The sequence below is a fragment of the Salinimicrobium soli genome (assembly GCF_048323655.1).
GTDB lineage: Bacteria > Bacteroidota > Bacteroidia > Flavobacteriales > Flavobacteriaceae > Salinimicrobium > Salinimicrobium soli.
Window position 1 is genome coordinate 220,312 of sequence record NZ_JBLUWW010000006.1, and the last position, 25,433, is coordinate 245,744.

At 34.5% G+C, this 25,433-nt stretch carries 25 protein-coding genes; 24 read left to right on the plus strand and 1 reads right to left on the minus strand.

Features of this window, described 5'->3' with window-relative positions; all coding sequences use genetic code 11:
- The first annotated feature begins 73 nt into the window (after nucleotides 1-73).
- From ACNORC_RS14685 to ACNORC_RS14790, 22 genes are all read left to right on the plus strand, one after another.
- Nucleotides 74-1,003, plus strand: a complete 930-nt coding sequence (locus ACNORC_RS14685; RefSeq protein WP_418336425.1) for a glycosyltransferase — start codon at nucleotides 74-76, stop codon at nucleotides 1,001-1,003.
- 10 nt (nucleotides 1,004-1,013) lie between these two features.
- On the plus strand, nucleotides 1,014-1,802 hold the full coding sequence (locus ACNORC_RS14690) for an FkbM family methyltransferase (RefSeq protein WP_418336426.1): 789 nt from the start codon (nucleotides 1,014-1,016) through the stop codon (nucleotides 1,800-1,802).
- Between the two features lie 81 nt (nucleotides 1,803-1,883).
- Nucleotides 1,884-2,681 (plus strand): glycosyltransferase, encoded by a 798-nt coding sequence (locus tag ACNORC_RS14695; RefSeq protein WP_418336427.1) that lies wholly within the window; start codon nucleotides 1,884-1,886, stop codon nucleotides 2,679-2,681.
- A gap of 12 nt (nucleotides 2,682-2,693) precedes the next feature.
- Nucleotides 2,694-3,551, plus strand: coding sequence for a glycosyltransferase (locus tag ACNORC_RS14700; RefSeq protein WP_418336428.1), 858 nt, complete (start codon nucleotides 2,694-2,696; stop codon nucleotides 3,549-3,551).
- Between the two features lie 148 nt (nucleotides 3,552-3,699).
- Nucleotides 3,700-4,530 carry an ABC transporter permease gene (locus ACNORC_RS14705; RefSeq protein WP_418336429.1) on the plus strand — a complete coding sequence of 277 codons (831 nt, stop codon included), beginning with the start codon at nucleotides 3,700-3,702 and terminating at the stop codon, nucleotides 4,528-4,530.
- Nucleotides 4,531-4,541: 11 nt separating this feature from the next.
- Nucleotides 4,542-5,771, plus strand: a complete 1,230-nt coding sequence (locus tag ACNORC_RS14710) for an ABC transporter ATP-binding protein (protein ID WP_418336430.1) — start codon at nucleotides 4,542-4,544, stop codon at nucleotides 5,769-5,771.
- 86 nt (nucleotides 5,772-5,857) lie between these two features.
- Nucleotides 5,858-6,634 carry an FkbM family methyltransferase gene (locus tag ACNORC_RS14715; RefSeq protein WP_418336431.1) on the plus strand — a complete coding sequence of 259 codons (777 nt, stop codon included), beginning with the start codon at nucleotides 5,858-5,860 and terminating at the stop codon, nucleotides 6,632-6,634.
- Between the two features lie 19 nt (nucleotides 6,635-6,653).
- The gene (locus tag ACNORC_RS14720; protein WP_418336432.1) at nucleotides 6,654-7,505 is read left to right on the plus strand and encodes a hypothetical protein; all 852 of its coding nucleotides are present in this window, start codon (nucleotides 6,654-6,656) and stop codon (nucleotides 7,503-7,505) included.
- Nucleotides 7,498-8,331: a sulfotransferase gene (locus ACNORC_RS14725; RefSeq protein WP_418336433.1), complete on the plus strand. Its 834-nt coding sequence runs from the start codon at nucleotides 7,498-7,500 to the stop codon at nucleotides 8,329-8,331. The genes ACNORC_RS14720 and ACNORC_RS14725 overlap by 8 nt, the downstream gene beginning before the upstream one ends.
- 5 nt (nucleotides 8,332-8,336) lie before the next feature.
- A complete protein-coding gene (locus ACNORC_RS14730; RefSeq protein ID WP_418336434.1) occupies nucleotides 8,337-9,209 on the plus strand; it encodes a glycosyltransferase family 2 protein in 873 nt (290 codons plus the stop codon).
- Between the two features lies 1 nt (nucleotide 9,210).
- The gene (locus tag ACNORC_RS14735) at nucleotides 9,211-10,158 is read left to right on the plus strand and encodes a sulfotransferase family protein (RefSeq protein WP_418336435.1); all 948 of its coding nucleotides are present in this window, start codon (nucleotides 9,211-9,213) and stop codon (nucleotides 10,156-10,158) included.
- Nucleotides 10,155-11,267: a GDP-mannose 4,6-dehydratase gene (gene gmd / locus ACNORC_RS14740; protein WP_418336436.1), complete on the plus strand. Its 1,113-nt coding sequence runs from the start codon at nucleotides 10,155-10,157 to the stop codon at nucleotides 11,265-11,267. The genes ACNORC_RS14735 and gmd overlap by 4 nt, the downstream gene beginning before the upstream one ends.
- A gap of 54 nt (nucleotides 11,268-11,321) precedes the next feature.
- Complete coding sequence (locus tag ACNORC_RS14745) at nucleotides 11,322-12,302, plus strand: GDP-L-fucose synthase family protein (RefSeq protein ID WP_418336437.1); 981 nt, start codon at nucleotides 11,322-11,324, stop codon at nucleotides 12,300-12,302.
- A 1-nt stretch (nucleotide 12,303) separates the two neighbouring features.
- A complete protein-coding gene (locus ACNORC_RS14750; protein ID WP_418336438.1) occupies nucleotides 12,304-13,080 on the plus strand; it encodes a glycosyltransferase family 2 protein in 777 nt (258 codons plus the stop codon).
- A 3-nt stretch (nucleotides 13,081-13,083) separates the two neighbouring features.
- Nucleotides 13,084-14,082 (plus strand): glycosyltransferase family 2 protein, encoded by a 999-nt coding sequence (locus ACNORC_RS14755; RefSeq protein ID WP_418336439.1) that lies wholly within the window; start codon nucleotides 13,084-13,086, stop codon nucleotides 14,080-14,082.
- 216 nt (nucleotides 14,083-14,298) lie between these two features.
- A complete protein-coding gene (locus ACNORC_RS14760; RefSeq protein ID WP_418336440.1) occupies nucleotides 14,299-15,276 on the plus strand; it encodes a glycosyltransferase family 2 protein in 978 nt (325 codons plus the stop codon).
- Nucleotides 15,273-16,496, plus strand: a complete 1,224-nt coding sequence (locus ACNORC_RS14765; RefSeq protein ID WP_418336441.1) for a glycosyltransferase — start codon at nucleotides 15,273-15,275, stop codon at nucleotides 16,494-16,496. The genes ACNORC_RS14760 and ACNORC_RS14765 overlap by 4 nt, the downstream gene beginning before the upstream one ends.
- 307 nt (nucleotides 16,497-16,803) lie before the next feature.
- Nucleotides 16,804-18,015: an MBOAT family O-acyltransferase gene (locus ACNORC_RS14770; RefSeq protein WP_418336442.1), complete on the plus strand. Its 1,212-nt coding sequence runs from the start codon at nucleotides 16,804-16,806 to the stop codon at nucleotides 18,013-18,015.
- Nucleotides 18,016-18,960, plus strand: coding sequence for a hypothetical protein (locus tag ACNORC_RS14775; protein ID WP_418336443.1), 945 nt, complete (start codon nucleotides 18,016-18,018; stop codon nucleotides 18,958-18,960).
- 87 nt (nucleotides 18,961-19,047) lie between these two features.
- A complete protein-coding gene (locus ACNORC_RS14780) occupies nucleotides 19,048-19,896 on the plus strand; it encodes a glycosyltransferase family 2 protein (protein ID WP_418336444.1) in 849 nt (282 codons plus the stop codon).
- A complete protein-coding gene (locus tag ACNORC_RS14785) occupies nucleotides 19,871-20,845 on the plus strand; it encodes a glycosyltransferase family 2 protein (RefSeq protein ID WP_418336445.1) in 975 nt (324 codons plus the stop codon). The genes ACNORC_RS14780 and ACNORC_RS14785 overlap by 26 nt, the downstream gene beginning before the upstream one ends.
- Entirely contained in the window at nucleotides 20,845-21,798 is a 954-nt protein-coding gene (locus ACNORC_RS14790) for a glycosyltransferase family 2 protein (RefSeq protein WP_418336446.1), read from the plus strand. Before ACNORC_RS14785 ends, ACNORC_RS14790 begins: the two co-directional genes overlap by 1 nt.
- On the opposite strand, the gene wecB is transcribed toward ACNORC_RS14790, so the two are convergent.
- Nucleotides 21,770-22,852, minus strand: a complete 1,083-nt coding sequence (gene wecB / locus ACNORC_RS14795; RefSeq protein ID WP_418336447.1) for a non-hydrolyzing UDP-N-acetylglucosamine 2-epimerase — start codon at nucleotides 22,850-22,852, stop codon at nucleotides 21,770-21,772. The two genes, ACNORC_RS14790 and wecB, sit on opposite strands and share 29 nt — an antisense overlap.
- Before the next feature lie 170 nt (nucleotides 22,853-23,022).
- Here wecB and ACNORC_RS14800 point away from each other — a divergent pair, with 170 nt between their 5' ends.
- Together ACNORC_RS14800 and ACNORC_RS14805 are read left to right on the plus strand one after the other, a co-directional pair.
- On the plus strand, nucleotides 23,023-24,276 hold the full coding sequence (locus ACNORC_RS14800) for a glycosyltransferase family protein (RefSeq protein ID WP_418336448.1): 1,254 nt from the start codon (nucleotides 23,023-23,025) through the stop codon (nucleotides 24,274-24,276).
- Between the two features lie 17 nt (nucleotides 24,277-24,293).
- The gene (locus ACNORC_RS14805; RefSeq protein ID WP_418336449.1) at nucleotides 24,294-25,433 is read left to right on the plus strand and encodes a glycosyltransferase family 4 protein; all 1,140 of its coding nucleotides are present in this window, start codon (nucleotides 24,294-24,296) and stop codon (nucleotides 25,431-25,433) included.

Here is a 25,433-nt window from a genome sequence, read left to right on the forward strand (position 1 = left end):
CCTCCTAGTCTTGAAACATATTTACTAGGCTAATATTTTATACTTACTTTTAGGATCTTTAAAAATTTTACCTATGAATATATGTGTAAGCATATTTATGCTCACCTATAACCAGGAAAAATTCATTAGTCAAACTATTGAAAGTGTTCTGATGCAAAAGACAAATTTTTCCTATCAATTGGTTATTGGTGAGGATGCGAGCACGGATGCAACAGGTGAAATTTGTAAGAAATATGCTGAGAAATTTCATGATAAGATAAAATTGTTATCCTCAGGAAAGAACCTTGGCCTTATTCAAAATTTTATTAGAACCTATAAAGAATGTGATGGTAAATATGTAGCAATTCTTGACGGAGACGATTACTGGACAGATCCCTATAAACTTCAAAAACAAGTAGATTTTATGGAGGCCTACCCATCTCATTCAACCGTTTTTACTGGTTTCAAAAAACTTTATCCTGATGGCAGGATAATATCTAAAAATTATTCTGCAATGCCTGTTACTACAGATTTTAGAAATATAGTCAGGCAAAATTATATTTGCTCTGCAACCGTGATGTTCCGGAATAAGACTGATTCAACCGATTTTCCAAATTGGATTGAAAAATTTCCATATGGAGATTGGCCCCTTTATTTATGGACTTCTCGAAAAGGCGAAAAAATCGCAAGATTGGAAGATGAAACAGCAGTTTACAGAATGAAAATTGGAGTTTCTGGAAAATTAAAGGAAATTCAAAGCGAAGTGGTCAAAGTAAATTTGGGAATCTTAGAGTGTGTTCAAAAAGATTCTAACTTTCAGTTTTTTCAAAAGGAGATCAGAAATAGTTTAATAGACCATAAATTATCGCTTGCTATGTCATATTTAAGAGAACAAAAAATTTGGGGTTATTTGAAAATGTTTCTGGACCTTATAATCATTTGTCCAAAACGACTTTTAAACGGTAGCTTGTATACCGCCAGAAGAATCTTTTCGAAAAAATTGCAGGGTTTTGAGCTTAAATGATAATTATTAAATGAAATTAAAAAAAATACTGGTTAGATCTCTTGTTCGTTTAGGATTAAAATCAGGTAAAACTTACGAAAAGCCTTTTCCAAGATTCACTCCAACGGAAATGGTTTTTATGGGTAAACCTTTTTATATCCACGATATATCCTCTTTTTATTTAGGTAAAAAGGAGATCTTCCATTGGGGTGTTTATAAGTTTCAGGCAGAAAATGATGAGCCCTACATAATTGATTGTGGAGCGAATTTAGGGATGAGTATTATTTATTTCAAAAAACTGTATCCCAAGGCCTCGATTACAGCTTTTGAAGCCGATGATTACATATTTTCCTTTCTTGAGAAGAATATTAAATCCTTCCAGTATAATGATGTAGAGCTAGTAAATAATGCAGTATGGAATAAGGAGGAGGAACTTTCATTTTTTGCTGAGGGAGGAGCAGGGGGGAGACTTGAGGTTCTAGGAAAAGAAAAGAATATTAAGACCGTAAAGGCAACGCGTTTAAAAAATTGGTTAAAAAATAAAAAGATTGATTTTTTGAAAATTGATATTGAAGGCGCAGAATCTGAAGTGATCGATGACTGTAAGGATGAATTAAAAAATGTTGAAAAAATTTTCATTGAATATCATAGTTTTAATGCGAAAGAACAGAATCTTCACAGGATTTTAATGATTCTCCATATGGCAGGTTTTAGATATCATATAAAAGAGGCTTTTACGCGGCAGTTTCCGTTTATCGATAAAGATTTAAATGTTGAAATGGACCTACAGTTAAATATATTTGGTTATCGTGATAAGTAATCCTGGATTACAGATTATTAGTAAATCACTAATTCAGTTTGAAAGAGTGAATTCTAAAAATGAAATTATTAGGTAAGGTTAATGATCTCTATTATAATCTCTTCTTACAGGCCAAATTACTTTGAACAGCTTCAATCTAATATTCAGGATACGATTGGAGAAATAAAGTATGAGATCATTAAAATTCATAACCCTGGTTTGATAAGCTTAAACTCTGCCTATAATTGCGGTGCCAGAAAATCGAAATTTGAATATCTGCTTTTCTTACACGAGGATATTCTGTTTTTAAGTAATAACTGGGGAAAGGAGATTATACGGGTTTTGACTGATAAAAGTATAGGGGTGGTAGGAGTAGCTGGGAATGAAAAAAAATTCTGGCTACCAACCGGTTGTGAGACAGGAATTCCAAAGTATCGACATGTTTATGTAACTCATAGCCCTAAGAAGGGAATTCAAAATTCCCACGTGAAGGATCCAATTAAAGTGAGAACTTTGGATGGTGTTTTTATGGCAGTTCGTAAGTCTGTATGGTATGAAATTAAATTTGACGAAAAATTAGGGGGTTTTCATTTTTATGATCTGGATTTCAGTATTCGCGTAGGTCAGCATTACCAAAATTTGGTGCTGCCAGCCATCAGGCTGCAGCATTTTTCGCTTGGTAATTTTGGGGAAGATTGGATAAGGAGAAATTTAAAATTTCATAAAGGGAATTACGATTTTGATAAGCCAACCACGGAAGAAAAAATAAGGATTAGAATATTCTGGTATACGCGCTTACTTAAGGAAAAAATTTCAAGTATCACCAAGCTAAGATATATTGGTAAAATGGGAATGGGGAAATTCACATGGAAATATGCCCTAAGGTTCCTTATGAAATAAATAATAGCTTTTATGAACACTAGCCTTGTGTCTATATGTATACCGGTATTTAATGGAGAGAAATTCCTTCAGGAAGCCCTTGATTCCATTGAAGTACAAACTTATCCATATATAGAGGTTATCATTAGTGATGATGGTTCAGGTGATTCTAGTTTGGCTATTTGCAAAAAATACCAGAAAGAATCGAATTTTCCGGTTTACATTTATAAACATAAATCTGCCGGAATTGGAGCAAATTGGAATCATTGTATTTCCAAATCTAATGGGGAGTATATTAAATTCCTATTTCAGGATGATCTATTGTTACCGGGGTGCATAGAGGAAATGCTTGAGGTGTTTGAGGAGCATGATGAAATTAGGCTGGTTGGGTGTAAAAGAAAAATTTTATCTGATGGCAGTATATCCTGGCAGGAAAAATGGAAAGAACGCTATGGAGATCTTCAAAAAGGCCTTCGAGGTTCAGAAGAAAAAGAAATCATTCTTAATTCTTCAATTTTAAAAGACCGAAACTTTTTTAAAGATCCTTATAATCGAATAGGAGAACCAACTGCAGTGCTATTTGAAAAACAATTGATTGATGAGATAGGAAACTTCAGAGAAGATCTAAAAATAGTTCTTGATATAGAATTCTATTACAGAGTCCTCACCAGGTCAAGAATTTTGATTGTTAATAAAGAACTAGTAGGTTTTAGATTGCATGAAAAACAGGCATCCAGGCTCGAGGCAGAATTCCATTTTGCAGAGTTTAAATTATATCAAAAGATCTTACTGGATGAGTATTGGAGGTTCTTATCCAGGACTCACTTGTATTACCTGATCAAGAAGCGGTTAAAATACTTTATTAATCCGCGAAGGAACAAAATCAGGTAGAATTAGGAATCGGGATTAAGCACTAAAAGATAAATTAAAGATAGAAATTAAGCCGAAAACTGAAATGTGAAATCCTATATAGTATAACCTAATTACAAACTATAATTCTTATTTTTCGGGCTTAAAGATATTTTAATTGAATCCACAGTTGGAAACCAGAATTTATCAAAGGGAGAGCACCCAAAATATTGGTAAACATTTTAAGGAGAGTCTAAAAGATATTTGGAGTTCCCGCTTTTTATCCCGCCAATTGGCCGAAAGGGACATTAAGGCTCAGTATCGTCAGTCTTACCTAGGAATTATATGGGCATTTATCACTCCTTTAGCTACTGCAGCGGTTTGGATTGTTTTAAATTTGACCGGTACAGTAAATGTGACAGATGCGGGGGTGCCTTATCCCTTATTTGCCTTTACTGGTACGTTACTTTGGTCTATCTTAACCGAGGCTATTAACCTTCCGACTTTGAATACTCAAATGGCCAAAGGTATATTGACTAAAATAAATTTTCCAAAAGAGGCACTGGTGATCTCAGGAATTTACAAACTACTATTTAATTCTTCCGTCAAGGTCCTATTACTGGTCGTCTTTGTCTTTCTATTTGGAGTTGGATTTCACTGGTCATTATTACTACTGCCATTCTTCATCTTTGGAGCCATACTCTTTGGAGTTACCATAGGTTTGTTTATAACGCCCTTTAGTATGTTGTATAAGGACGTAGGTAAGATTATTGGTTTTGCTACCAGCTTTTTGATGTATATAACCCCGGTGGTATATCCAATCCCTTCTTCGGGTATTATGAAAACTATTATGGAGGTAAATCCGCTTAGTGCGATAATTGGAACGGGACGTGATTTAATTACTGGTATGATCCCCCAATTTGGAGTTTATTTTCTAATAATTATGCTTGTCTGTATTCCTTTATTCATATTAGGAATCGTTTTTTATAGAATTTCCATCCCAATTATAATTGAACGATAAACATGTCGACTGTGCTAAAGGATGAAATACTGGTAAAGGCTGAAGGGGTCTCTAAGAAGTTTTGTAAGGATTTAAAAACCAGTCTATGGTATGGTATAAAAGACCTATTCTCTAACGTAAGCGGGAATAAGGAAGAACGCCTTTTACGGGAAAAGGAATTCTGGGCAGTTAAGGATATTTCTTTCGAACTTCGAAGAGGAGAATGCCTTGGCCTGATAGGACATAACGGAGCCGGGAAATCTACTTTACTCAAAATACTGAATGGGCTTATAAAACCCGATACTGGTAAAGTTACCATAAAAGGCAAAGTGGGTGCGCTTATTGAACTGGGTGCTGGTTTTAACCCGATCCTTACCGGCAGGGAAAACATATATAATAATGGTGCGATACTAGGTTTTACCCGAAAGGAGATCGACGAAAAGGTTGAGGAAATTATTGATTTTGCTGAAATACGGGCTTTCATCGATATGCCCGTGCAGCATTACAGCAGTGGAATGAAGGTAAGATTGGGCTTTGCTATTGCGGCCCAAATGGAACCAGATGTTTTGATTATTGATGAAGTTCTGGCAGTGGGAGATATAGGCTTTGTGTTAAAATGTTTCAAAACTATTGATCGGATTTTACCGAAAACTGCAGTAGTTTATGTATCTCATAGTATGCCCCAAGTATCAAGACTATGTGATATAATTATTTTGATGGAACAGGGAAGAGCCATTTTCCAAAGTAATGAAGTTGCAAATGGAATAGATCTTTATTATTCTCGATTTGCTGAAAATGAACTTCAAATTGCAAAAACAGATGATAGAATTGAATTGGAAAAAATAGAAATTTTAGAAGCTAAAAATTATAACCATAATATAGCACAACTTGAATGGGACTCCTCGTTAAGGTTGTTTTTACGGTTTAAAATAGTTAGTGAGATATTTAGTCCGATATTAATTATATATATCTATGATAAGGAGCAAAGGCCAGTAGCTCTTTTAAAGCCTAATTGTAATAAAGATTCAAAAACACTGCAAAGTGGAGAGATCTTAGAATTTCAAGTATCCCACCATAATCTTCAGCTTTCGAAGGGTTTATATACATTATCCCTGGGGATTTCTGAAGAGGAAACCAAGGCACCTATTTTACGCATTAATGGAGTTTTAACTTTTCAAGTCATTTATAAAAATCAATTTTGGCCCCCCTTCCTTTTAAAAACGGAATATGAGGAAAAGGTTCTACAAGAAAAGATAAATTAGAATATTACTGGCAAACATTAAATGAAAGTTAGATATGAAAACATTGTTAGACCTAATTAGATATGTCGATGACTTTAAGTAAAAAAATGAAAAAAAAAATTCTAGCGAGTTTAGGTCTGTTTGGATCAAAAGCCAATAAATCTAATGTTTACAATCTCATAAAATCACTCAGACCTGTTGTCACTACCCATAGGTTGGTTAGGGTAGGAGGAGATGGAGATGGAGGATATTTAGTGCCAAATGATCTATCAGGGATAAAGGCTTGTTTTTCTCCTGGAGTTGGGCCAGTAATTGAATTTGAAAAAGAATGCGCCGAAAAAGGAATGAAAGTATTTATGGCTGATGCTTCTGTCAAAAAGCCAGAATACAACAACAAGAATATTTATTTTATCGATAAATATATAGGAGATCAAAATAAAAAGGATTTTGTAAAATTTGAAGATTGGATATATACACAAGGTTTTAAGGACGATGATGAATTTATCTTACAAATGGATGTTGAAGGGCACGAGTATGAAATTTTTAAGAGTGTTGACTCAAAATTGCTGCAAAAATTTAGAATTATTGTTGTAGAATTTCATCATCTTGATAAACTTAAGGAAGACCAATTTTTTAAAAATGCTTTAGCTGCCTTTAATAAAATTTTAAAAAATCATACGTGTGTACATATTCATCCTAATAATTGTAGGGGAGAATATGATGTTTTTGGAATGAAAGTTCCTCGGCTGTTAGAGTTTACCTTTTACAGAAATGATAAACTAGAACAAAATAAAAGATTAGCAACCTTACCTCATCCTTTGGATAAAGACAACACGAATAATAAAACTATAGAACTTTCGGAAATTTGGTATAAAGATATTTAGAAGCTTTAATAGCGAATCTATGAAAATTACTCATATCATAAATCCAGTTAAGGTTCCTGAGTCTTCTGATCTTTTTGTGGCTCAGCCGGTTACATTTGAATCAATGAGTAGAGCGAAACAATTTGCTGGGAAAGAAATTGAGGTGAATTTAGTGACTACTCAGTACCCCGAGGACCACGTGGTAATACCATTTTTTTTTTCGAAAACAATGGACCTTGATCGTTCTGTATTGGATTTTGGAAATTTTCAAAAACAAAGAAAATTGCCATTACTCAAAGATATTTTGGATCGAGGGTTTAGTTTTGATCCTACTGCTGATTATTTAATTTATACCAATGTTGATATAGCTGTTCAGCCGCATTTCTATAGTTTTATAAACCAAAAGATAGAAGAGGGGCATGACTCTTTTATAATCAACCGTAGAACAATTTCTAGACATTATTCAATAAGAACTCTTAGCGAAGCTTATGCAGATTACGGTGAGCCACATCCTGGCTATGATTGTTTCGTATTTAAAAGAGAACTTTATTCGAATTTTGATTTAGGAAATATTTGCATTGGCGCAGCAAGTGTAGGTTTAGCCTTATATTTAAATCTGAAATTATATTCAAGATCCTTTCAAGAGATTAATGGTTTGCACCTTTCTTTTCACATTGGGAATGATCAGGTATGGAAAAACAAATCCAATAGTGAATTTGAAAAATTCAATAAATTAGAATTTGATCTATTAAAGAACCGGCTCGGAAATAAAAACATTGATGTCGGGGGAATCTTGAGCGAGGCATTTCCAACCCTCAAAAAAGGCGAAGGAGCTTTAGGAAAAAAATTTTTCAAATCTTTTTTCAAAAACGGTAGATCTTCTTATGAATAGATTTAGTCATATTCATCACGTTAGCAAAGACTGTTTATTACATTTTCAATCCTCATATCAGCCTGTTTTTATTTTGAATACAGGAAGATCGGGTTCTGCATTTCTAAATAAGATATTGGAACCTTGTTCAAATATCGTCAGTTATCATGAAGCTAGGCCTAATTTGTTGATGTACCCTAATTTCGCTTACCATAATCAAAAAGAAAATGAAATTCTTGGTGAAGTATTCAAGGCAGCCCGTGTGGAATTGATCCTGGAGGCCTATGTGCAAAATAAAGTATATGTAGAGACAAACCAGTGTCTAGTGTTTTTCTGTAGACAAATTTTAGAATTGTTTCCAAATGCGAAATTTATTCATTTATTAAGACATCCGGGAGATTTTGTAAGAAGTGCCATTCTTAAAGGGTGGCATAAGAATGACTCTATATGGGAAGAGGGTAGGATTAAGATGAAGGATGAGGCTGAATGGAATAGCCTGTCACAACTGCAGAAATTAGCTTGGGTGTGGAAAAGTACCCATGAGTTCATAGAAGAATTCAAAAGTGACAATGAAAATAATTTCATGACATTTAAGCTGGAAGAAATAACCCAAAAGAAAAGAAAGTTCAAGGATCTATTGAAGTATGTTGGAGTAACTGACTTTGGCAGTAATTTGAAAAAGGAAATGGGAATCAGGACAAATAAGGTGTTAATTTCTGAAAACGAACCTCCAAATATGTTTAAACGACAGGATTTTCCCCAATATACAGAGTGGACGGCAGAAAATAAGCAGGAGTTGAAAAAGTATACAGAACAATTGGCTCAGCAATATGGTTATAAACTTTAGATACAATGAAAATATCCATTTACATAACCTCTTATAACCAAAGACATTATTTAAAAGAAGCTATAGATAGTGTACTTTCTCAAAGCCTTAAACCATATGAGATAATAATTGTAGATGATTGTTCTTCTGATGGGTCTCAGGAACTTATTCGCCAATATGCCAGTAATCATCAATTGATAAAACCGATTTTTCATACCAAAAACAGGGGAATAGCTGACGTAAGAAAAAGTGCTTTAAATCAGGTTACTGGAGAATTTGTCACATATCTGGATGGTGATGATATTTATTTACCACATAAACTAGAAATAGAATCCACTTTAATTCAAAAATCTAAATGCGATTTTTCTTTCTCTAACAATATGTATGTATCCTCACAAGATCTAAATGATGTGAAGTGGATATGGGCGAGCGACAATTTGGATATTTTAGATCAGAAACATTTTTTTCTAAAAACCTTAATGAGGGAATTTCCGCGATGCAGTCTATTTCGAATGGAATTGATAAGATACTCTTTATTGAAAAAAATAGGTTTTCATGATGAAAATTTAAATTTATACGAAGATTATGATTTAAGAATTAGACTTTCTAAAACATCAATTCCAAGTTATTCCTTAGAACCTACCGCGAAAATAAGAATAAGTGATCACGGATTGTCCAGAAGTCCAAAAGAAAAACATCGGGAATCATTTCATTACATTTTTAGTAAGTATCGGGAAGATATAGACCAATTGGATAGAACTGAGCAGTATAAAGTAAAATTAAGACTTAATAAATTATTATTAGATTTAGGTGAGGAGAAAAGTAATTTACCTTTTGAAACACCAGTTAAGAAAGCTAAGGCAACACAAAAAATTAAAGAAATTTTAAAGCGATTCTAATTTGAAAGAGGAAAACCTTGTTTTTATTGTTTCCCTGCCACGCAGCGGATCTACTTATCTTCAAAGTCTTCTTTCTAATAACGATGAGGTGAACACCTGTAGTGAGCCCTGGATTCTATTAAACTATCTCAATCAAATTAAACCTTCACTGGTACAAACCGAAGTTAATAACCAGTTCGCGGTTGATGCATTTGATCACTATCGGTCAATGTATCCCGATTTCGAATTCGAAAACTTAAAAAAGGAGTATCTTCTAAATCTGTATTCTCCAATGTTAAAAGGTCATAAATATATAATCGATAAGACACCGCGATATTGGGAAATACTTGAAGAAATAAGGGAATTATTTCCCAATAGTAAAATGCTGATTTTAAAAAGGAATCCTGTAAAGGTAGCAGAATCTATTTTTAAGACTTGGAATGTTGACACCTTGGAAAGGATGCTTATCTTCAAAAGAGATTTGTTGCATGGACCTTTCGCAATTAAATCTTTTGAAGATAAACATGCTGGAAAACCAACAATCTATTTCCTTTCTTACGAAAAACTGATAAACAATACTGAAATTGAAGTTGAAAAATTATATCGCTGGTTAGGAACTCCCTTCGACAAAGATTTCCTGAAAGTACAGAATAATAGAAAGGTCCAAGGAAAGTATGGTGATCCCTTTCTTAATTCGGAGCTGGGATATACTGCAGCCAAACGGAAATCGGACTTGATCGAATTAAATAATATTCAACAAAAATTTCTTCATGGTTATGCTGATTTTCTTGGTGAGAAATTCTTGAGTGAATATGGAAACTATATTATGGCTCCGCAATATTCCTCAAAGTCATTTGTCTTTTCTCACTATTTGTATAAAAGTGATTTAAATGAACCGGTTAGCTTTAATGAAAAAGTAAATAATCTCTTTAGAGATAATATCTATACTATTTTGAAGAAGATCCTATGAAAAAAGCACTTGTAACGGGAATAACAGGGCAGGACGGAGCTTACCTGGCTGAACTTTTGCTGGAGAAAGGTTATGAGGTTCATGGTATCAAACGAAGAAGTTCCTCTTTTAACACCGTCAGGGTAGACCATCTATACCAGGATCCTCATGAAAAAGACATTCGTTTTAAGCTTCATTATGGTGACCTGAGCGACTCTATGAATCTTACCCGGATCATTCAGGAAGTACAACCCGATGAGATCTATAATCTGGGGGCGATGTCTCATGTGAAAGTGAGTTTTGAAACTCCTGAATATACCGGAAATGTGGACGGATTGGGAACCCTTAGGATACTGGAAGCAGTTCGCCTGCTGGGCCTAACAGGAAAAACTAAGATCTATCAGGCTTCTACTTCGGAGCTTTACGGTCTGGTGCAGGAAGTGCCTCAAAATGAAAAAACGCCTTTTTACCCAAGAAGCCCTTATGGCGTTGCAAAATTGTATGCGTACTGGATCACCGTAAATTACCGGGAGGCCTATAATATGTTTGCCTGTAATGGTATTCTTTTTAATCATGAATCTCCAAATAGAGGAGAAACTTTTGTGACAAGGAAAATCACCAGGGCTGTGGCAAGAATTTCACTTGGAATGCAAGACTGTCTCTTTTTAGGAAATCTTGATGCCAAACGGGACTGGGGGCACGCTAAAGACTATGTGCAGGCCATGTGGCTCATGTTGCAACAAGATCAACCAGATGATTACGTCATCGCCACCGGGGTTACCACCTCAGTGAGAGAGCTGGTTTTAATGGCATTTTTCGAACTTGGGATTGAACTTGAATTCAAGGGAACAGGGCTGGAAGAAGCCGGGGTGGTGGTTTCCTGTTCCAATCCGAAGTTCCAGGTTGAACCAGGGAAGGAAGTAGTTAAAATAGATCCGGAATATCACAGGCCAACTGAAGTGGAGTTACTGATAGGGGATGCTACCAAATGTAAAGAACAGCTTAACTGGTGTCCAAAATATACACTCCCCGAGCTGGTAAAAGAAATGGTGGAGGCCGATTTGAAACTTTTTGAAAAAGAAAAGTATTTACGGGATGGCGGGCACGACACCCTTGATTATAATGAATAATCACTCCAGTACAGGGGAGACATATGTCTAAACAGGAAATAGAGAAATACTAATTTGGAGAAGGATTCGAAAATATACATAGCAGGACACACAGGGATGGTTGGATCGGCACTGGTGAGAAAGCTGAAAGGAGAAGGCTTTTCTAATCTGATCTTTAGAACTTCAAAAGAGCTCGACCTGAAAGATCAATCTGCGGTTACTGCTTTTTTTAAAAAAGAAAAACCTGATTATGTCTTTCTTGCTGCCGCCAAGGTGGGGGGGATCAAGGCCAATGACACCTATCGCGCAGATTTTCTGTACGAAAACCTAATGATACAGAATAACGTTATTCATCAAAGTTATTTGGGCCAGGTTAAAAAATTGCTTTTTTTGGGATCTTCCTGTATCTATCCTAAGATGGCTCCACAACCAATTAAAGAAGAATATTTGCTCACCGGGGAACTGGAACCTACCAATGAGCCTTATGCCATTGCTAAAATTGCCGGCCTAAAACTTTGCGAAAGTTATAACAGGCAGTATGGCTGTAATTTTATTTCAGTAATGCCAACAAATCTCTACGGCCCGGGAGATAATTATGATCCCGAAACCTCTCATGTTTTACCGGCGCTTTTGAGAAAATTCCATGAAGCTAAAAAAGCAATGGAAACTGTTGGACAAATTGCGCCTACTTCGCCCGCAGTCAAGTCTATAAAAACTCGCAGCGAGCTTGTTGAAGTGTGGGGTAATGGCACTCCTCGCAGAGAGTTCTTGCATGTAGATGACCTGGCGGAAGCCTGCTTCTTTTTAATGCAACATTATAACGATACACAATGGCTTAATGTAGGAACGGGTAAAGATTTAAGCATAAAGGATCTCGCTGAGAAAATAAAGAAAATTACAGGTTACAGAGGAGGAATTACTTGGGACAGATCAAAGCCAGATGGCACCCCCCGAAAAGTTTTAGATATTTCAAGAATAAGAGCATTAGGCTGGGAACCAAAAATTAAATTGGAAGACGGAATTAAAATGGTATATAAGCAAAAATTCCGCAATTAAAATGGATAAGCAGTACCGCCTTAGTATTATTACCGTCAACCTTAACAACCTGGAAGGGCTTAAGTCTACTTTAAAGAGTGTTTTTGAACAAACCTGGCAGGATTTTGAATATATTATTGTTGATGGAAGTTCAACTGATGGAAGCAAGGAATATTTAGATGCAAATTCTGACAAAATGGATTACTGGATTAGTGAACCTGATACAGGGATCTATAATGCCATGAATAAAGGAGCGAAAATTGCCAGCGGTGATTATTTATTATTTTTAAATAGCGGTGATTATTTCATTGATAGAACAGTATTAGATTCAGCTCAAAAATATTTAGGGGATGAAGAAATTATCTATTTTAACACTGAAGTAGTGGAAAAGGATGATAAATATATCAAATGGACTCCTGAAATACTTTCTTATAATTTTTTAAAAAGTGATTCTCTTCCGCATCAGGGAACTTTTATAAAAAAATCAGCATTTCAGTTATTAGGTGGTTATGACGAGACATATAGAATTATAAGTGATTGGAAGTTCACTGCTGTTGGAGTATTGAAATATGGATTTACTACCAAAAAGGCAAATTTGCTTCTCTCAAGATTTTTTAAGGACGGTATTAGTTCTAAAGAAAGGACTCTACTTCATTCTGAAAGAAAGTTAATATTATCCAAAGAATTTAGGGAATATCCGGAAATAGAAGAATTAAGAATGTTCAGAAAAAATATATTGCGATCTAAGTCAATTAAATTTCTTCGGAAACTTGGATTTCTTAGATGGATTAAAAAATAGCTTTTGAAAGATAAATTTAAAGTATCAGTCATAATCCCGGTATTTAATGCCGAAGCATATATTGAAAAAGCCATTTTATCTGCAGTACAGCAAACCGAGGTAGATGAAATTCTGGTCATAGACGACGGGAGTACAGATGAGAGTTATAAAATCATAAAAGATCTTGAAGCAAATTACCCAAAATTAAGAATCTTTCAACATCACAAAAAGCAAAACCTGGGAAGATCTGCTAGTCGGAATTTGGGTATTAAAAAGGCTTCTAGCGATTTTATAGCCTTTTTAGACGCTGATGATTATTATCTGGAAAATCGATTTAAGTATGATCAAAAGATTTTTGAAGATGATCCGACTATTGCAGGGGTTTATAATGCCATTGGAGCTCATTTTTATAGATTGCCAAAAGGTGATTTAGAAGCTGAAAAAGTAAAACTAACCACACTTGAATATCCTGTTACACCTGAAAGATTATTTCACGAACTATGGGTTGAAGGAGGTATTGGTCACTTTTCAGGTATCGGTCTAACGGTTAAAAAAGAAATATTTGAAAAAATTGGATATTTTAATGAAAAATTAGAGGTTGCTGAAGATACTGAATTATGGATCAAAATATCCTTAAAAGGGAAACTGGTTCCAGGAAAGTTAAATGAGTCTGTTGCTATTAGAGGAGTTCACGACTCCAATGTGTTTGTGAAAATTAATAGTCAATTTTACTTTAAAGAATACCACAAAATGTATTTGTCTTTGCGGGAATGGAGTACCCATGAACAACTTCCAGCCTCCATTGTTGCATTTTTTGCAGAACAGGCTAAAAAATACTTATTAAAATATTTTGATCTTGACAATAGGGGTTATTTTAATCCCAGGTCTACTTTTTACATAATTTCCCATCTCATAAAATGCAGAAAATTTAAAGCACTATTTTATGTAGTTCCAGTTTTGTTCTTATATAAACCAACAGGGAAGGGGTATTTTTTGAGACGCAACTTGATAAAAAACATGTGATTTTTTAATATTCAGCCCTGGTTAGCCTTATTCTTGTATATAGGGATATATCTCTTTCTTAAGGCAATAATGATTTGTATAGACTATTCCGGATTTAATAAAAATTAAAAATTCTGGATTTATTAGGCTACCTGCTATCTTCTCTCAAGTTATTGGTCATTTATTGGTAATCTCCTATTATAAAGATTCTTAAATTGCGGGAAATTCATAATCTAATTGCAACCTTTAGTTTCCATAATAATTCCTACCTATAATCGGTACCATTTGATAGGGCAAAATCTTGATTCAATTATAGGTCAATCCTATAATAATTGGGAATGTCTGGTTATTGATGATGGCTCTAAAGATTATACTGAAGAATTAATGGAGTTCTATAAGCAAAAGGATTCCAGGATCCAGTATATTCATCGTCCTAATCACCTAACTAAAGGTGCTAATAGCTGTAGGAATTATGGCTTTACAAAAAGTAGAGGAGACTTTGTAAATTGGTTTGATAGCGACGATGTCATGTTATCCCAGTTTGTTGAAGATAAGATGAACAGTTTTGCAAATGATAGTGATATGGTAATATCATCCGGTTATTATGTTGATGATAAACTCCAACCTATAAAGAAATTGCCTGTAGGTTTAAAATATACTTTTTTCAAGGATCTTATTCTGGGGAATCAAATAATAATAACTAATTCGGTTATGTTCAGGAGGTGCTTTTTGGAGAAACAATCCCTTTTTAATCCAATTGTAAACCGTGGGGAGGAAACAGAATTTTTTTCCAGAATTTTTTTTCAAGCTGAAAACCAAACTATTCAAATAATTAATAAACCTTTATTTCTTTACAGACAACATTCTGGAACTAAAACCAGCCACAATAGGTTTTATGTCAATAGCTTTAAGGAATCCTTAAGTTATATTGCAATTGAAAATTTGTGTAGGAGTATTAAGCTAAATGACCGGCAATTGATTCAATACTACTACAATCAACTAATGGCTCTTTTCTTCCAGGGACTTGAGAATGATCACGTAAAAAATTCTCGATATATTTTTAATAAAGTTAGACCGCATTTAAGAGAATTAAATCGTCGTCTTTTTTTCGAATTCACCTTAGTGGGGAGCCTTTTAATACAATTGAAACGTAGTAGTTACAGGTTAAGTAAAAGATATAGGGAAGCTAAGGTTTTTACTGAACAAATTTCATGAGCAGGATTTTATTTAGAATGTGGAAATTTCCAAGAGTTTCGGAAACTTTTATGATTTCTCAATTCAAATCGGCTAAAAAAGCAGGATTCAAAATTGACTTGGCCTTAAAGGGAAGTTTAAGAGATGAAAGCTCAAACATAGAACTTCTTGAGGAGATTGATAGTGAATCCAGAATCTATAGCGAGGATTCCTTAATACCTTATTCAAGGATTAAGAAGTTATTTAGAGCAACTCTGATCATATTAACTAATATTTTCTCCGCAAAAATTTTTTTTAAACTTTTCAGGAATTATGGAGTAAAAGCTTTCGATTACCTTATTCAATTTTCTTTTTTTAAAAAGTTTAATAAGCATCAGATAATTCATATTCAGTATGGAACCAATGCAAAACCTCTAGATATTCTTAAAAAATATGGATTAATTAAGAATAAGATTATAATTTCCTTCCATGGGCATGACGCCTTCTTTCCGATCAATAATAAGATATTTGATAGGGATTATTACAAAGATATTTTTGAATTTGCTGACCTGATCATAGCTAATACACCTTATTTGAAAACGCAGTTACTCAAAATCGGATGCCCAGAAGAAAGAATAAAATTGCTACCTGTAGGAGTTGACACAAAATTTTTTAATCCGACTCCAATAGAAAGAGATAGTGAAACTTTTAGTATGATCACAATTGGAAGATTAAGTAAAGTTAAGGGACATGTGTATGCAATAGAGGCTGTGCAACGTTTGAGAAAAAAAGGATATAATGTGAAATTAACAATTATTGGAGAAGGACCTCTAAGAATAGAACTTCAATCCCGAATTCGAGATAGTGAACTTCAGGATATAATTCATTTGGTAGGAAGAAAAAATCAGCAGGAAATAAAATCATTTCTTATGACGTCTGATATTTATATCTCGACTTCAATGCCAGTCAGAGCAGGGAGGAGAGAAACCCAAGGACTAGCCAATTTAGAAGCGCAGGCTTGTGGATTGCCAATAGTTGCTTTTAATTCTGGGGGTGTTAAATACACACTTTTAGAGTTAGTAACCGGTTTTCTCGTGGACGAGGGAGATGTTGATGCTTTAACTGAAAAGATTGAAAGGTTAATGTTAAATCAGGACCTCAGAAAGAAGATGGGTCTTTCGGCTGTTAATTTTGTACAGAATCATTTTAATCAGGATTCACTGGATAAGGAATGGGAGAATATCTATAAATCATTGTTGTAGATAGAATCAGACATATTAATGAAATAGCATGCGATAATATATTCGGTTAATAAAAGAAAAACTATAACTCTTGCTTTTCAATTCTCTCGATTTTGCTTTTTTTCTTCCAATTGTTTTATTGGTCTATTGGTCGTTCAGGAAGAATCTGAAGGTTCAGAACTGGGTGCTCCTTATAGCTAGCTATGTTTTCTATGCATGGTGGGATTGGAGGTTTCTAGGGCTGATTTTTATTAGTACGTTGGTCGATTATTTTATAGGTCTTTTTCTCGATAAAGAGACCAATCCAATTAGAAGGAAAATTTTGCTATTGAGTAGTCTGGTTGTCAATTTGGGTATTCTTGGGTTCTTTAAATATTTTAATTTTTTTATTCATAATTTCCAACAAGCTTTCAGTCTGCTGGGCCAAGATTTTCCCTACTACACTCTCAATATTATACTTCCAGTAGGTATAAGTTTTTATACTTTTCAAACCTTAAGTTATACCATTGATATTTATCGGAATCGATTAAAGCCAAGCAAAAATTTCACGAATTTTGCGGTCTATGTGAGTTTCTTTCCCCAATTGGTAGCCGGCCCAATCGAAAGGGCTGTAAATCTTCTTCCACAGTTTAAGAAAAGCAGAAGCATTGGCGAAAAAGATATCTCAGAAGGTCTGAGGCAAATTTTGTGGGGGCTTTTTAAGAAAATGGTCATTGCAGATAATTGCGCTGAGTATGTAAACTTGGCGTTTGCCAACCCGGAAGCGCATAGTGGAAGCACTTTAATTCTCGGCCTTATTCTGTTTGCTTTTCAAATTTATGGAGACTTTTCAGGTTACTCAGATATAGCAATCGGTACAGCCAGGTTATTTGGGTTTAAGTTGATGCAGAATTTCGCATTTCCATACTTTTCAAGAGATATTGCGGAATTCTGGAGAAGGTGGCATATATCTCTAACTACGTGGTTTAGAGATTATGTTTATATACCTTTGGGAGGAAGTCGTGGAACGAAAGTAAATCAAATAAGGAACATTTTTTTAATATTTCTGCTGAGTGGATTTTGGCACGGAGCTAATTGGACCTTTCTAATTTGGGGAGGATTAAATGCTATCTTCTTTATTCCTCTCTTAATCAAAAAAAGAAACAGAAAACATTTAAATGGAATAGCCATTGGAAGAATTTTCCCCAGCTTTTCTGAATTAGGACACATATCTTTAACCTTTCTGCTTATTTGTTTTACCTGGATTTTTTTTAGAGCGAAAAATGTTCAGGAGGCTGTTAATTTTATTGATGTTATTTTACAAAAAGGGATTGCCGAAATGCCCCATCTTGATACTATAATGAGTACCAAAATGCTTACTTTACTTTTGATCCTGATGTTGAGTGTAGAATGGTTTAATAGGGAAAATTCCTTTGCCCTTGAAGATTTGGAGAAGAAGGTACCACGATTCTTAAGATGGAGTTTCTATTCCGTTATTTTATTCACTGTTGGGATGTATATGTATACTGAAGAAACTCCGTTTATTTACTTTCAATTTTAGATGAAAAAGGGTATTATTAGACTGGTTCTGTTTTCTGCATTTGCAGGCGTTATCTATATATTCCTTTTGTTTATAATTGGGAATTATGCTCCAAGAGATTTTAAAAGAAATCTTATATACCTAAAAGGAGGCTACGGACATACTTATTCCCGTCTTCGCGATGCATCCTTTCAAGAAGATATTGATATACTTATTCTTGGTTCTTCTTTAGCTTATAGAGGCATAGATACAAGAATTTTTGAGGCAAAAGGATATAAGGCCTTTAATTTAGGAACTAGCGCTCAAACTCCTCTGCAAACTAAATTATTGCTTGAATATTATTTGGAAGAACTAACTCCTCAGCAGGTTATTTATGTGGTTAGTCCTAATGATTTTACTGGTAATGGATTAGAATCCTCATTAGATATTGTTGCCAACCTGCCAGAAATCCATTTATCTGTTTTTAAGCTACTACAAGATATTCCAAATATAAAATTGTTCAATACGATATTATTTTCATGGTTAAATAATAAAATAGACCGTTCTGATTATGCCGAACCCGCTATAAAAGGCATGGACATATATGTTGGGGATGGTGGATTTGTGCAAAGAGGCCTGAGCTATTATAGTGACCAGAAGCAAATTAGATCCCGATCCTTACCATCTAAAGAGAGACAAATGAACGTACTGGAGGGAATAATTAAAAAATTCAGGAATGAAGGAATTGATTTAATCTTAGTCAGACCTCCTATCACCAGGAATTCTTACGAATCTATTACCAGCAATACTGAGTTCAATAAAAGAATCTCTCAATTAGGAAGCTTTAAGGATTACAATCTAAACCTTGAACTGGTAGATAGCCTCCATTTTTATGATTCCCAGCATCTCAACCAAATCGGTGTGCGAAAATTTACTAATGCCATTTTAAATGACTTGGAAATTCAAAACCTTCAGATCAATTATTAAATAAACTCTACCTTTTTAATTCAATTCTCAGGTTTGGGCAAATTTTAAACAATACTTCTTAATATTGAATAAAAGAAAAGTTCTATTATGAATAAAGTCTCAGTAATAATTCCTTGTTATAACCATGATAAATATGTGCAGGACGCGATTCGTTCCGCCATAAATCAAACCTATGAGAACAAAGAAATTATTGTAATAGATGACGGTTCAAATCAAGCAACTAAAGAAACACTGAATGAATATATTGGCAGCATTGATCTATTGATCACACAGGTGAATAAAGGGGTTGTAAGTGCCAGAAATAATGGAATAGCAAAAGCCACGGGAAAATATATTTTAACTTTAGATGCAGATGATTATTTCCACCCGGATTTTTTAAAAAAAGCTGTAAAAATTCTTGATGAGAATTCTGGCGTGGGAATGGTTACTTGTTGGGCATCAATTAAAAACTCATTTGGAAAGGAGACTAGAATTTCAAAACCAACAGGTGCTGATCCTTTTTCAGGATTGTTTCGGAACAATGCAAGTGCGAGTCTATTGTTCAGAAAAAAATGTTGGGCGGAGGTAAATGGTTATGATAGAAACATGGATAAAGGATTTGAGGATTGGGAATTCACTATTGCGGTGGGGAAAAAAGGCTGGAGTATTTTTGTTATACCTGAAATACTTTTCAATTACAGGAATATTCCCAACTCTAGAAATAAAAAGGCTCGTCTCAATTATCCCGATCTAAGACGCTATGTTTATAAAAAACATAAAGATCTTTTAACTCAAAACATTGAAGGCACTATTGATAATTTTTTAGACGAAATAGGTACACAGAATTTTCAAATTGAAAAATTAAGGAACTCGAGGAATTATCGTATTTGGAAAACCTTTAAGCAAATGGAAAACAAATTGAAAAATATTTTTGAAAATAGAAATGTCAGAAATTAAAGTATCCGTTATCATTCCAACCTATAATCGGGTGATGTTTTTAGGGGAAACTCTAAATTCTGTAATAACTCAGAGTTTTTCAGATTGGGAGTGTATAGTAGTAGATGATGGTTCAAATGATCATACAGCTGAACTAATGGAATTCTATACAAATATTGATGATCGGATACTGTATTATCAAAGACCTGAAGACAGGCCAAAAGGAGCCAATGCCTGTCGCAATTTTGGACTTGAAAACAGTAAGGGTAAATATATACAATGGCTGGATAGTGATGATATTATTTCACCTGATAAACTTGAAAAACAATACCAGCAATTAGAAACTAATAATGCAACAATTTCTTTTTCAAGATGGGGAAGATTATCTATATCTGGAGAGTCAAAAATATTTGAACAACTTCCTGTTTATCGCAATTTCAAATCTTCTTACCAGTTCTTTGAAATTCTTGCGGATTCTGTGGGTTACCTTCCAAATCATTCTTATTTGATAAGTAGAGAAGCGGTTATTCGAGCCGGAGGATGGTTTGAATTTTTAAGTGTTAATCAGGATGGTGAATTTATGGCGAGGGTGATTTCAAATGCGGACAAAATTTATTTTTCTCCTGATCCTGTAGCATATTACCGGTTGAAAACAGGAAAAAATACAAGTGAAGCGACAAGTAAAAATGCTGTGGACCTTATAAATAGTTGGAAACTTATTGAAGCCTACCTCAATATTCGCTATAAGGAAAAAGATCTTTATTTCATAAATAAAGTAAAGGAACGTCTTTTTTTCAATTTCAAGAATCTTCCTGAGATCTTACGAGACAATGATAATTTTTTCAAAGAGCAACTTAGAAAGGAACCTTCCAAAATAACAATTATTATTCACAACCTTATTGTGAAATTTAAAGTAGGACGGTGTCTTTTAAAACCCTTTAAAAAACTGAGGAGAAAAATCTACCACTAATGGAAAAAGAATTGATCAGTATCATAATGCCTGTTTTTAATAGGGTAGATTTAATAGGAGAGTCCCTGGATTCAATTCTACAGCAACAATATCAAAATTGGGAATGTATTGTTGTAGATGATCATTCTACAGATGACACTTGGAGCGTTGTAAAAGAATATGTTCGAAAGGATAACCGATTTAGACTATACAAAAGACCGGAATCGAAAAATAAAGGTGCTAATTCTTGTCGGAATTTTGGTTTAGATAAGGCAAATGGTGAATATATTCACTGGTTCGATAGCGATGATATTGCGCATCCAGAATGTTTAGCCATTAGTAAAAGAGAATTAGATAATTCTGGGAAATCCTTTTGTCGTTTCGGAAGGTCAGTCTTTTATGGAGATTTTGATAAGGTTGTCTACCAGAGATCAAATAATTCCTATCATGTGTCCCAAGTTGATTTGAGCCAATTAGATAGAATTTTGAAAAATCATCTTGAATTCAATACGTGTAACGTTCTATGGATAAAATCAGCATTAGGCGAAGAAAGATTTAGTGAGGATATTGTTTATGCTGATGAGTGGGAGTATTATGCGAGATTGATTTTAAAAGGACTGGAGGGTGTTTCCATTAATAAAGTACTTTTCTACGGAAGAAAACATGCTGAATCTACCACTTTTGAATTTCATGCTGCAGATAAAAAGAGAAGGAACTCCAAAGTAAAAGCAACAGAAATGGTAATTATAAATTTAGGAGAGAAACAGCTTTTAACCGACACTCTCCAGAGTTACTTTATTGAATTGGGATTTTTTTTAAAGTCCAAATCAATAATTAATTTGACACTGGAATATTCGGGTGCATCATTTTTTGAAAGAGCTAAATATAAAGCGGGGTTTTTACTCTATCCTATCCTCAGGCCAATTTTAAAATTAAAAGGAAGGCTTAAGAGGAGAGTTTACTCAGAATATTAGCAATTCTTATACCTGCATTTCCATCCCATAAATCTGGAATGCCTCCTTTCTTCCAATTTTCATTAAATAGCTCATCTAAAGCTTCAGTAATTTTTTCACTATCTGTACCAACAATTTTGTTTGTTCCCACAGTTACTGTTTCAGGCCGTTCTGTATTTTCACGTAATGTAAGGCAAGGGATTTGTAAAATAGAAGCTTCTTCTGTTATTCCCCCAGAGTCTGTTAATATAGCTTTAGACCTTTCTACAAGATAATTAAATTCGAGGTACCCTAAAGAATCTATAAGGTGCAAATTTTCTCTGATAAAATTCAATTCCTTCAAGGTTTTTGCTGTCCTTGGGTGTACCGGAAATATTACAGGTAGGTTCCCTACATTACTTAATATTGTATTAAGAATCCTCTCTAAATTTTTTACATCGTCAACGTTATCCGGTCTATGCAAAGTCAGGACAAGAAACTTCTTTTCTTCCAAATTCAGTTGGTTCCATATTTCAGGCCTTCGAAAGTGGGGTTTGAACTTTAACAAAGTGTCAATCATTGTATTTCCTACAAAGAAAATATCCTGTTCGTTTTTTCCTGATTCAAGTAGAAGGTGTTTAGCCTCCTTTGTAGTAGTAAAGAAGAAATCAGCAATACTATCTATCAAAACACGGTTTATTTCTTCTGGCATTTTCCAATCGAAGGAACGTAATCCTGCTTCAATATGGGCTACTTTTACCTGCATTTTTTTTGCTGTAATAGCGCAGGCCATACTTGAGGTTACATCACCCACCACAAGACATATATCAGGCTTCTCCAATAGTAAAAGTTGTTCATAAGCCATCATGATACCTCCAGTTTGTGAGGCGGTACTGCCACTTCCAATATCCAAGTTATGTGCCGGTAGAGGGATGTTCAGATCTCGAAAAAAATCAGCGCTCAATTTGTCGTCATAATGCTGGCCAGTATGGATCAAGCGATAACTAAAGGAAGAGGGAATTGTTTCCAGTGCGTGTATAATTGCTGCTATTTTTACAAAATTTGGTCTTGCTCCGGCAATAAGATCAATCTTCATTGAAATAGAAATTTTAGCTTTAGGTAAATAACATTTTAGAAGGAATTGAGTTTCAGTAAAAAGATAGTTTAAATGTTTTTAAATTTTCCAAGGGATAAATCAAAAGTAAGATTAAAATCCTGTTGTATATAGTAATAAGAAGTAATAGTTTTACCAAAATCTCGCTAAGTTTGAAAACTACTCCAAAAGAGAAAATCTTAATCATTTCTGAATCCATTGATGTAGAGGATAGTAGTGGAACTAAAGGAAGGGTTTCTCTGATAAGAAATCTGCATAAAGCCGGATTTAAAATAAAAGTTCTTCACTATACTCGAAAGGAGATCCATCTTGACGGTATTCCTTGTGTGGCCATTAGAGAAAAGCGAAGGAGTTTTTATTATTTTCTCAGCAGGATTGAGAGACATCTGCGCTATAAGTTAAATCTAGATTTGCATCGGCCGTTGGAGAAAATTTTCGGATTTTCCTTTACACTATTTAATGACAGGAATAGTATTGTGCAGGAATTAAAAAAAATAAAGGATTTTGATCCAAGCCTGGTATTGACCCTTAGTAAAGGAGGTAGTTTTCGTCCTCATCATGCACTTTTAGCTATGCCGGAATGGCACGACCGATGGATAGCGTATATTCATGATCCCTACCCTATGCATTTATACCCAAGGCCTTATGCCTGGGTAGAACCAGGCTATATGAATAAGTGGAAATTCGTAAAGGAACTATCTGAAAAGGCAAAATACTCTGCTTTTCCCAGTCAACTATTATTAGAATGGATGGGAAGTTACTTCGGAGATTTTTTTAGGACTGGAGTTGTAATTCCACATCAATTACAGGAAATCGATTCCCCGAATGCTTTGCCTGCTTATATGAAATCAAATAAATTTACAATAGTGCATGCTGGTAATTTGTTGCACGCTAGAAATCCAAAAGGTCTGGTTGAAGGATTTAAATTATTCATCAAGCGTAACCCGGAAGCAGAGGGGGAGGCTTTGCTATTATTTATAGGAGCTACGAATTATTTTCAAGATTACCTCAACAAGGTTTCTGAAGAGGAAGCCTCTATTAATTTTGTTCCCGATAATCAACCACTTCAGGAGGTTGACCGGGTTCAGAAAGCAGCAGCAGTTAATATCATATTGGAAGCAAAATCAGAAATAAGTCCATTCTTACCAGGTAAGTTTCCTTTTTGTATTAGTGCCAATAAACCTATTTTGCTACTGGGACCGTATTACAGTGAAAGCCGTCGACTTATGGGCGAAGATTATCGTTATTGGGCAGAAATTGATCAGGTTGAGAGAATTACCTCTCTTCTTGAAGAACTATATAAAACGTGGAAGAAAAATCCTTCTACTACTCTAGACCGGGAAGACCTCAAGTTTTATTTGTCTGAAAAATATTTAAAGAAAACCATTCAACAACTAGTGGATTAGAGAAAATGAAGATTCTAATGATATCTATGTTTTCAAATCATTTTTTTAACTGGACCGAACAGCTAAAAGATTCAGGTTTTGAGATCCATTGGATAGATGTTTTTGACTCTAACACTTTTGTAAAAAAAATTGATTTTGTACATCAGATTACCGGCTGGCGCAACAGGTGGGATTATCCGGGACGATATTGGGTGAAAAATAGAGCTACTATGGTAGATAAAGCCATTAACTTTCTAAATCAAAGGAAGCTTAGTAATGTGGTAGCTGAGAAAATACAAGAAATAAAACCTGATGTAGTGCAAAGTTTTGTTCTATTTTCTGGAGCTTTTCCTATTTTAAAGGTTATGAAGAAGAATCCAGGGATAAAATGGATTTATTCTGCCTGGGGGAATGATTTGTATTTTATGCAAAATATTCCTGAAGAGTTGGAAAAAATAAAAGCTACCTTGCCCTATTTTGATTATATGTTTGCAGACTGCGACAGAGATGGTCAATTGGCTAGAAATCTTGGTTTTAAAGGAACATATTTGGGTACTTTTCCAGGAGGTGGAGGGTACAATAGTGAATTTTGGAATGAATCCTTTATTCCTCATGATTCAAGGGAGGTCATTCTCATTAAGGGTTACCAGGGAATGCTTGGGCGAGCCTATTTTATTATGGAAGCCCTGGGAAAAATCAAAGAAGTACTAAGTCCTTATAGAATAATCGTTTTTGCTTGTGATCCCGACTTAGAGAAAAGCGTAGAAGAGCTGGGATTAAGTAAATGGAACAATTTTCAGGTATTGGGTAAAATACCGCATAGGAAAGTCTTGAAGTTAATGGGAGAATCCAAAATTTATATTGGTAATTGTATTTCAGATGGTATGCCAAACACCCTGCTGGAAGCGATAGTTATGGGAGCCTTCCCTATTCAATCTAATCCTGGAGGAGCAACAGCCGAGCTTATTGAACATGGAAAAAATGGTTATTTAATAGAAGATCCTGAAAATGCTGAGGAAATTGCTTGTTATATTAGAAGAGCAGTGGAAAATAGAAATTTTGTAAGGGAGGCGGTTCAATATAGTAATCAAAACCTCAGACCTTATTTAGAAAGAAATTTTATCAAAGAGAAAGTCTTAAAAGCTTACCATCAGGTGGAAACTCAATTGCAACAATAA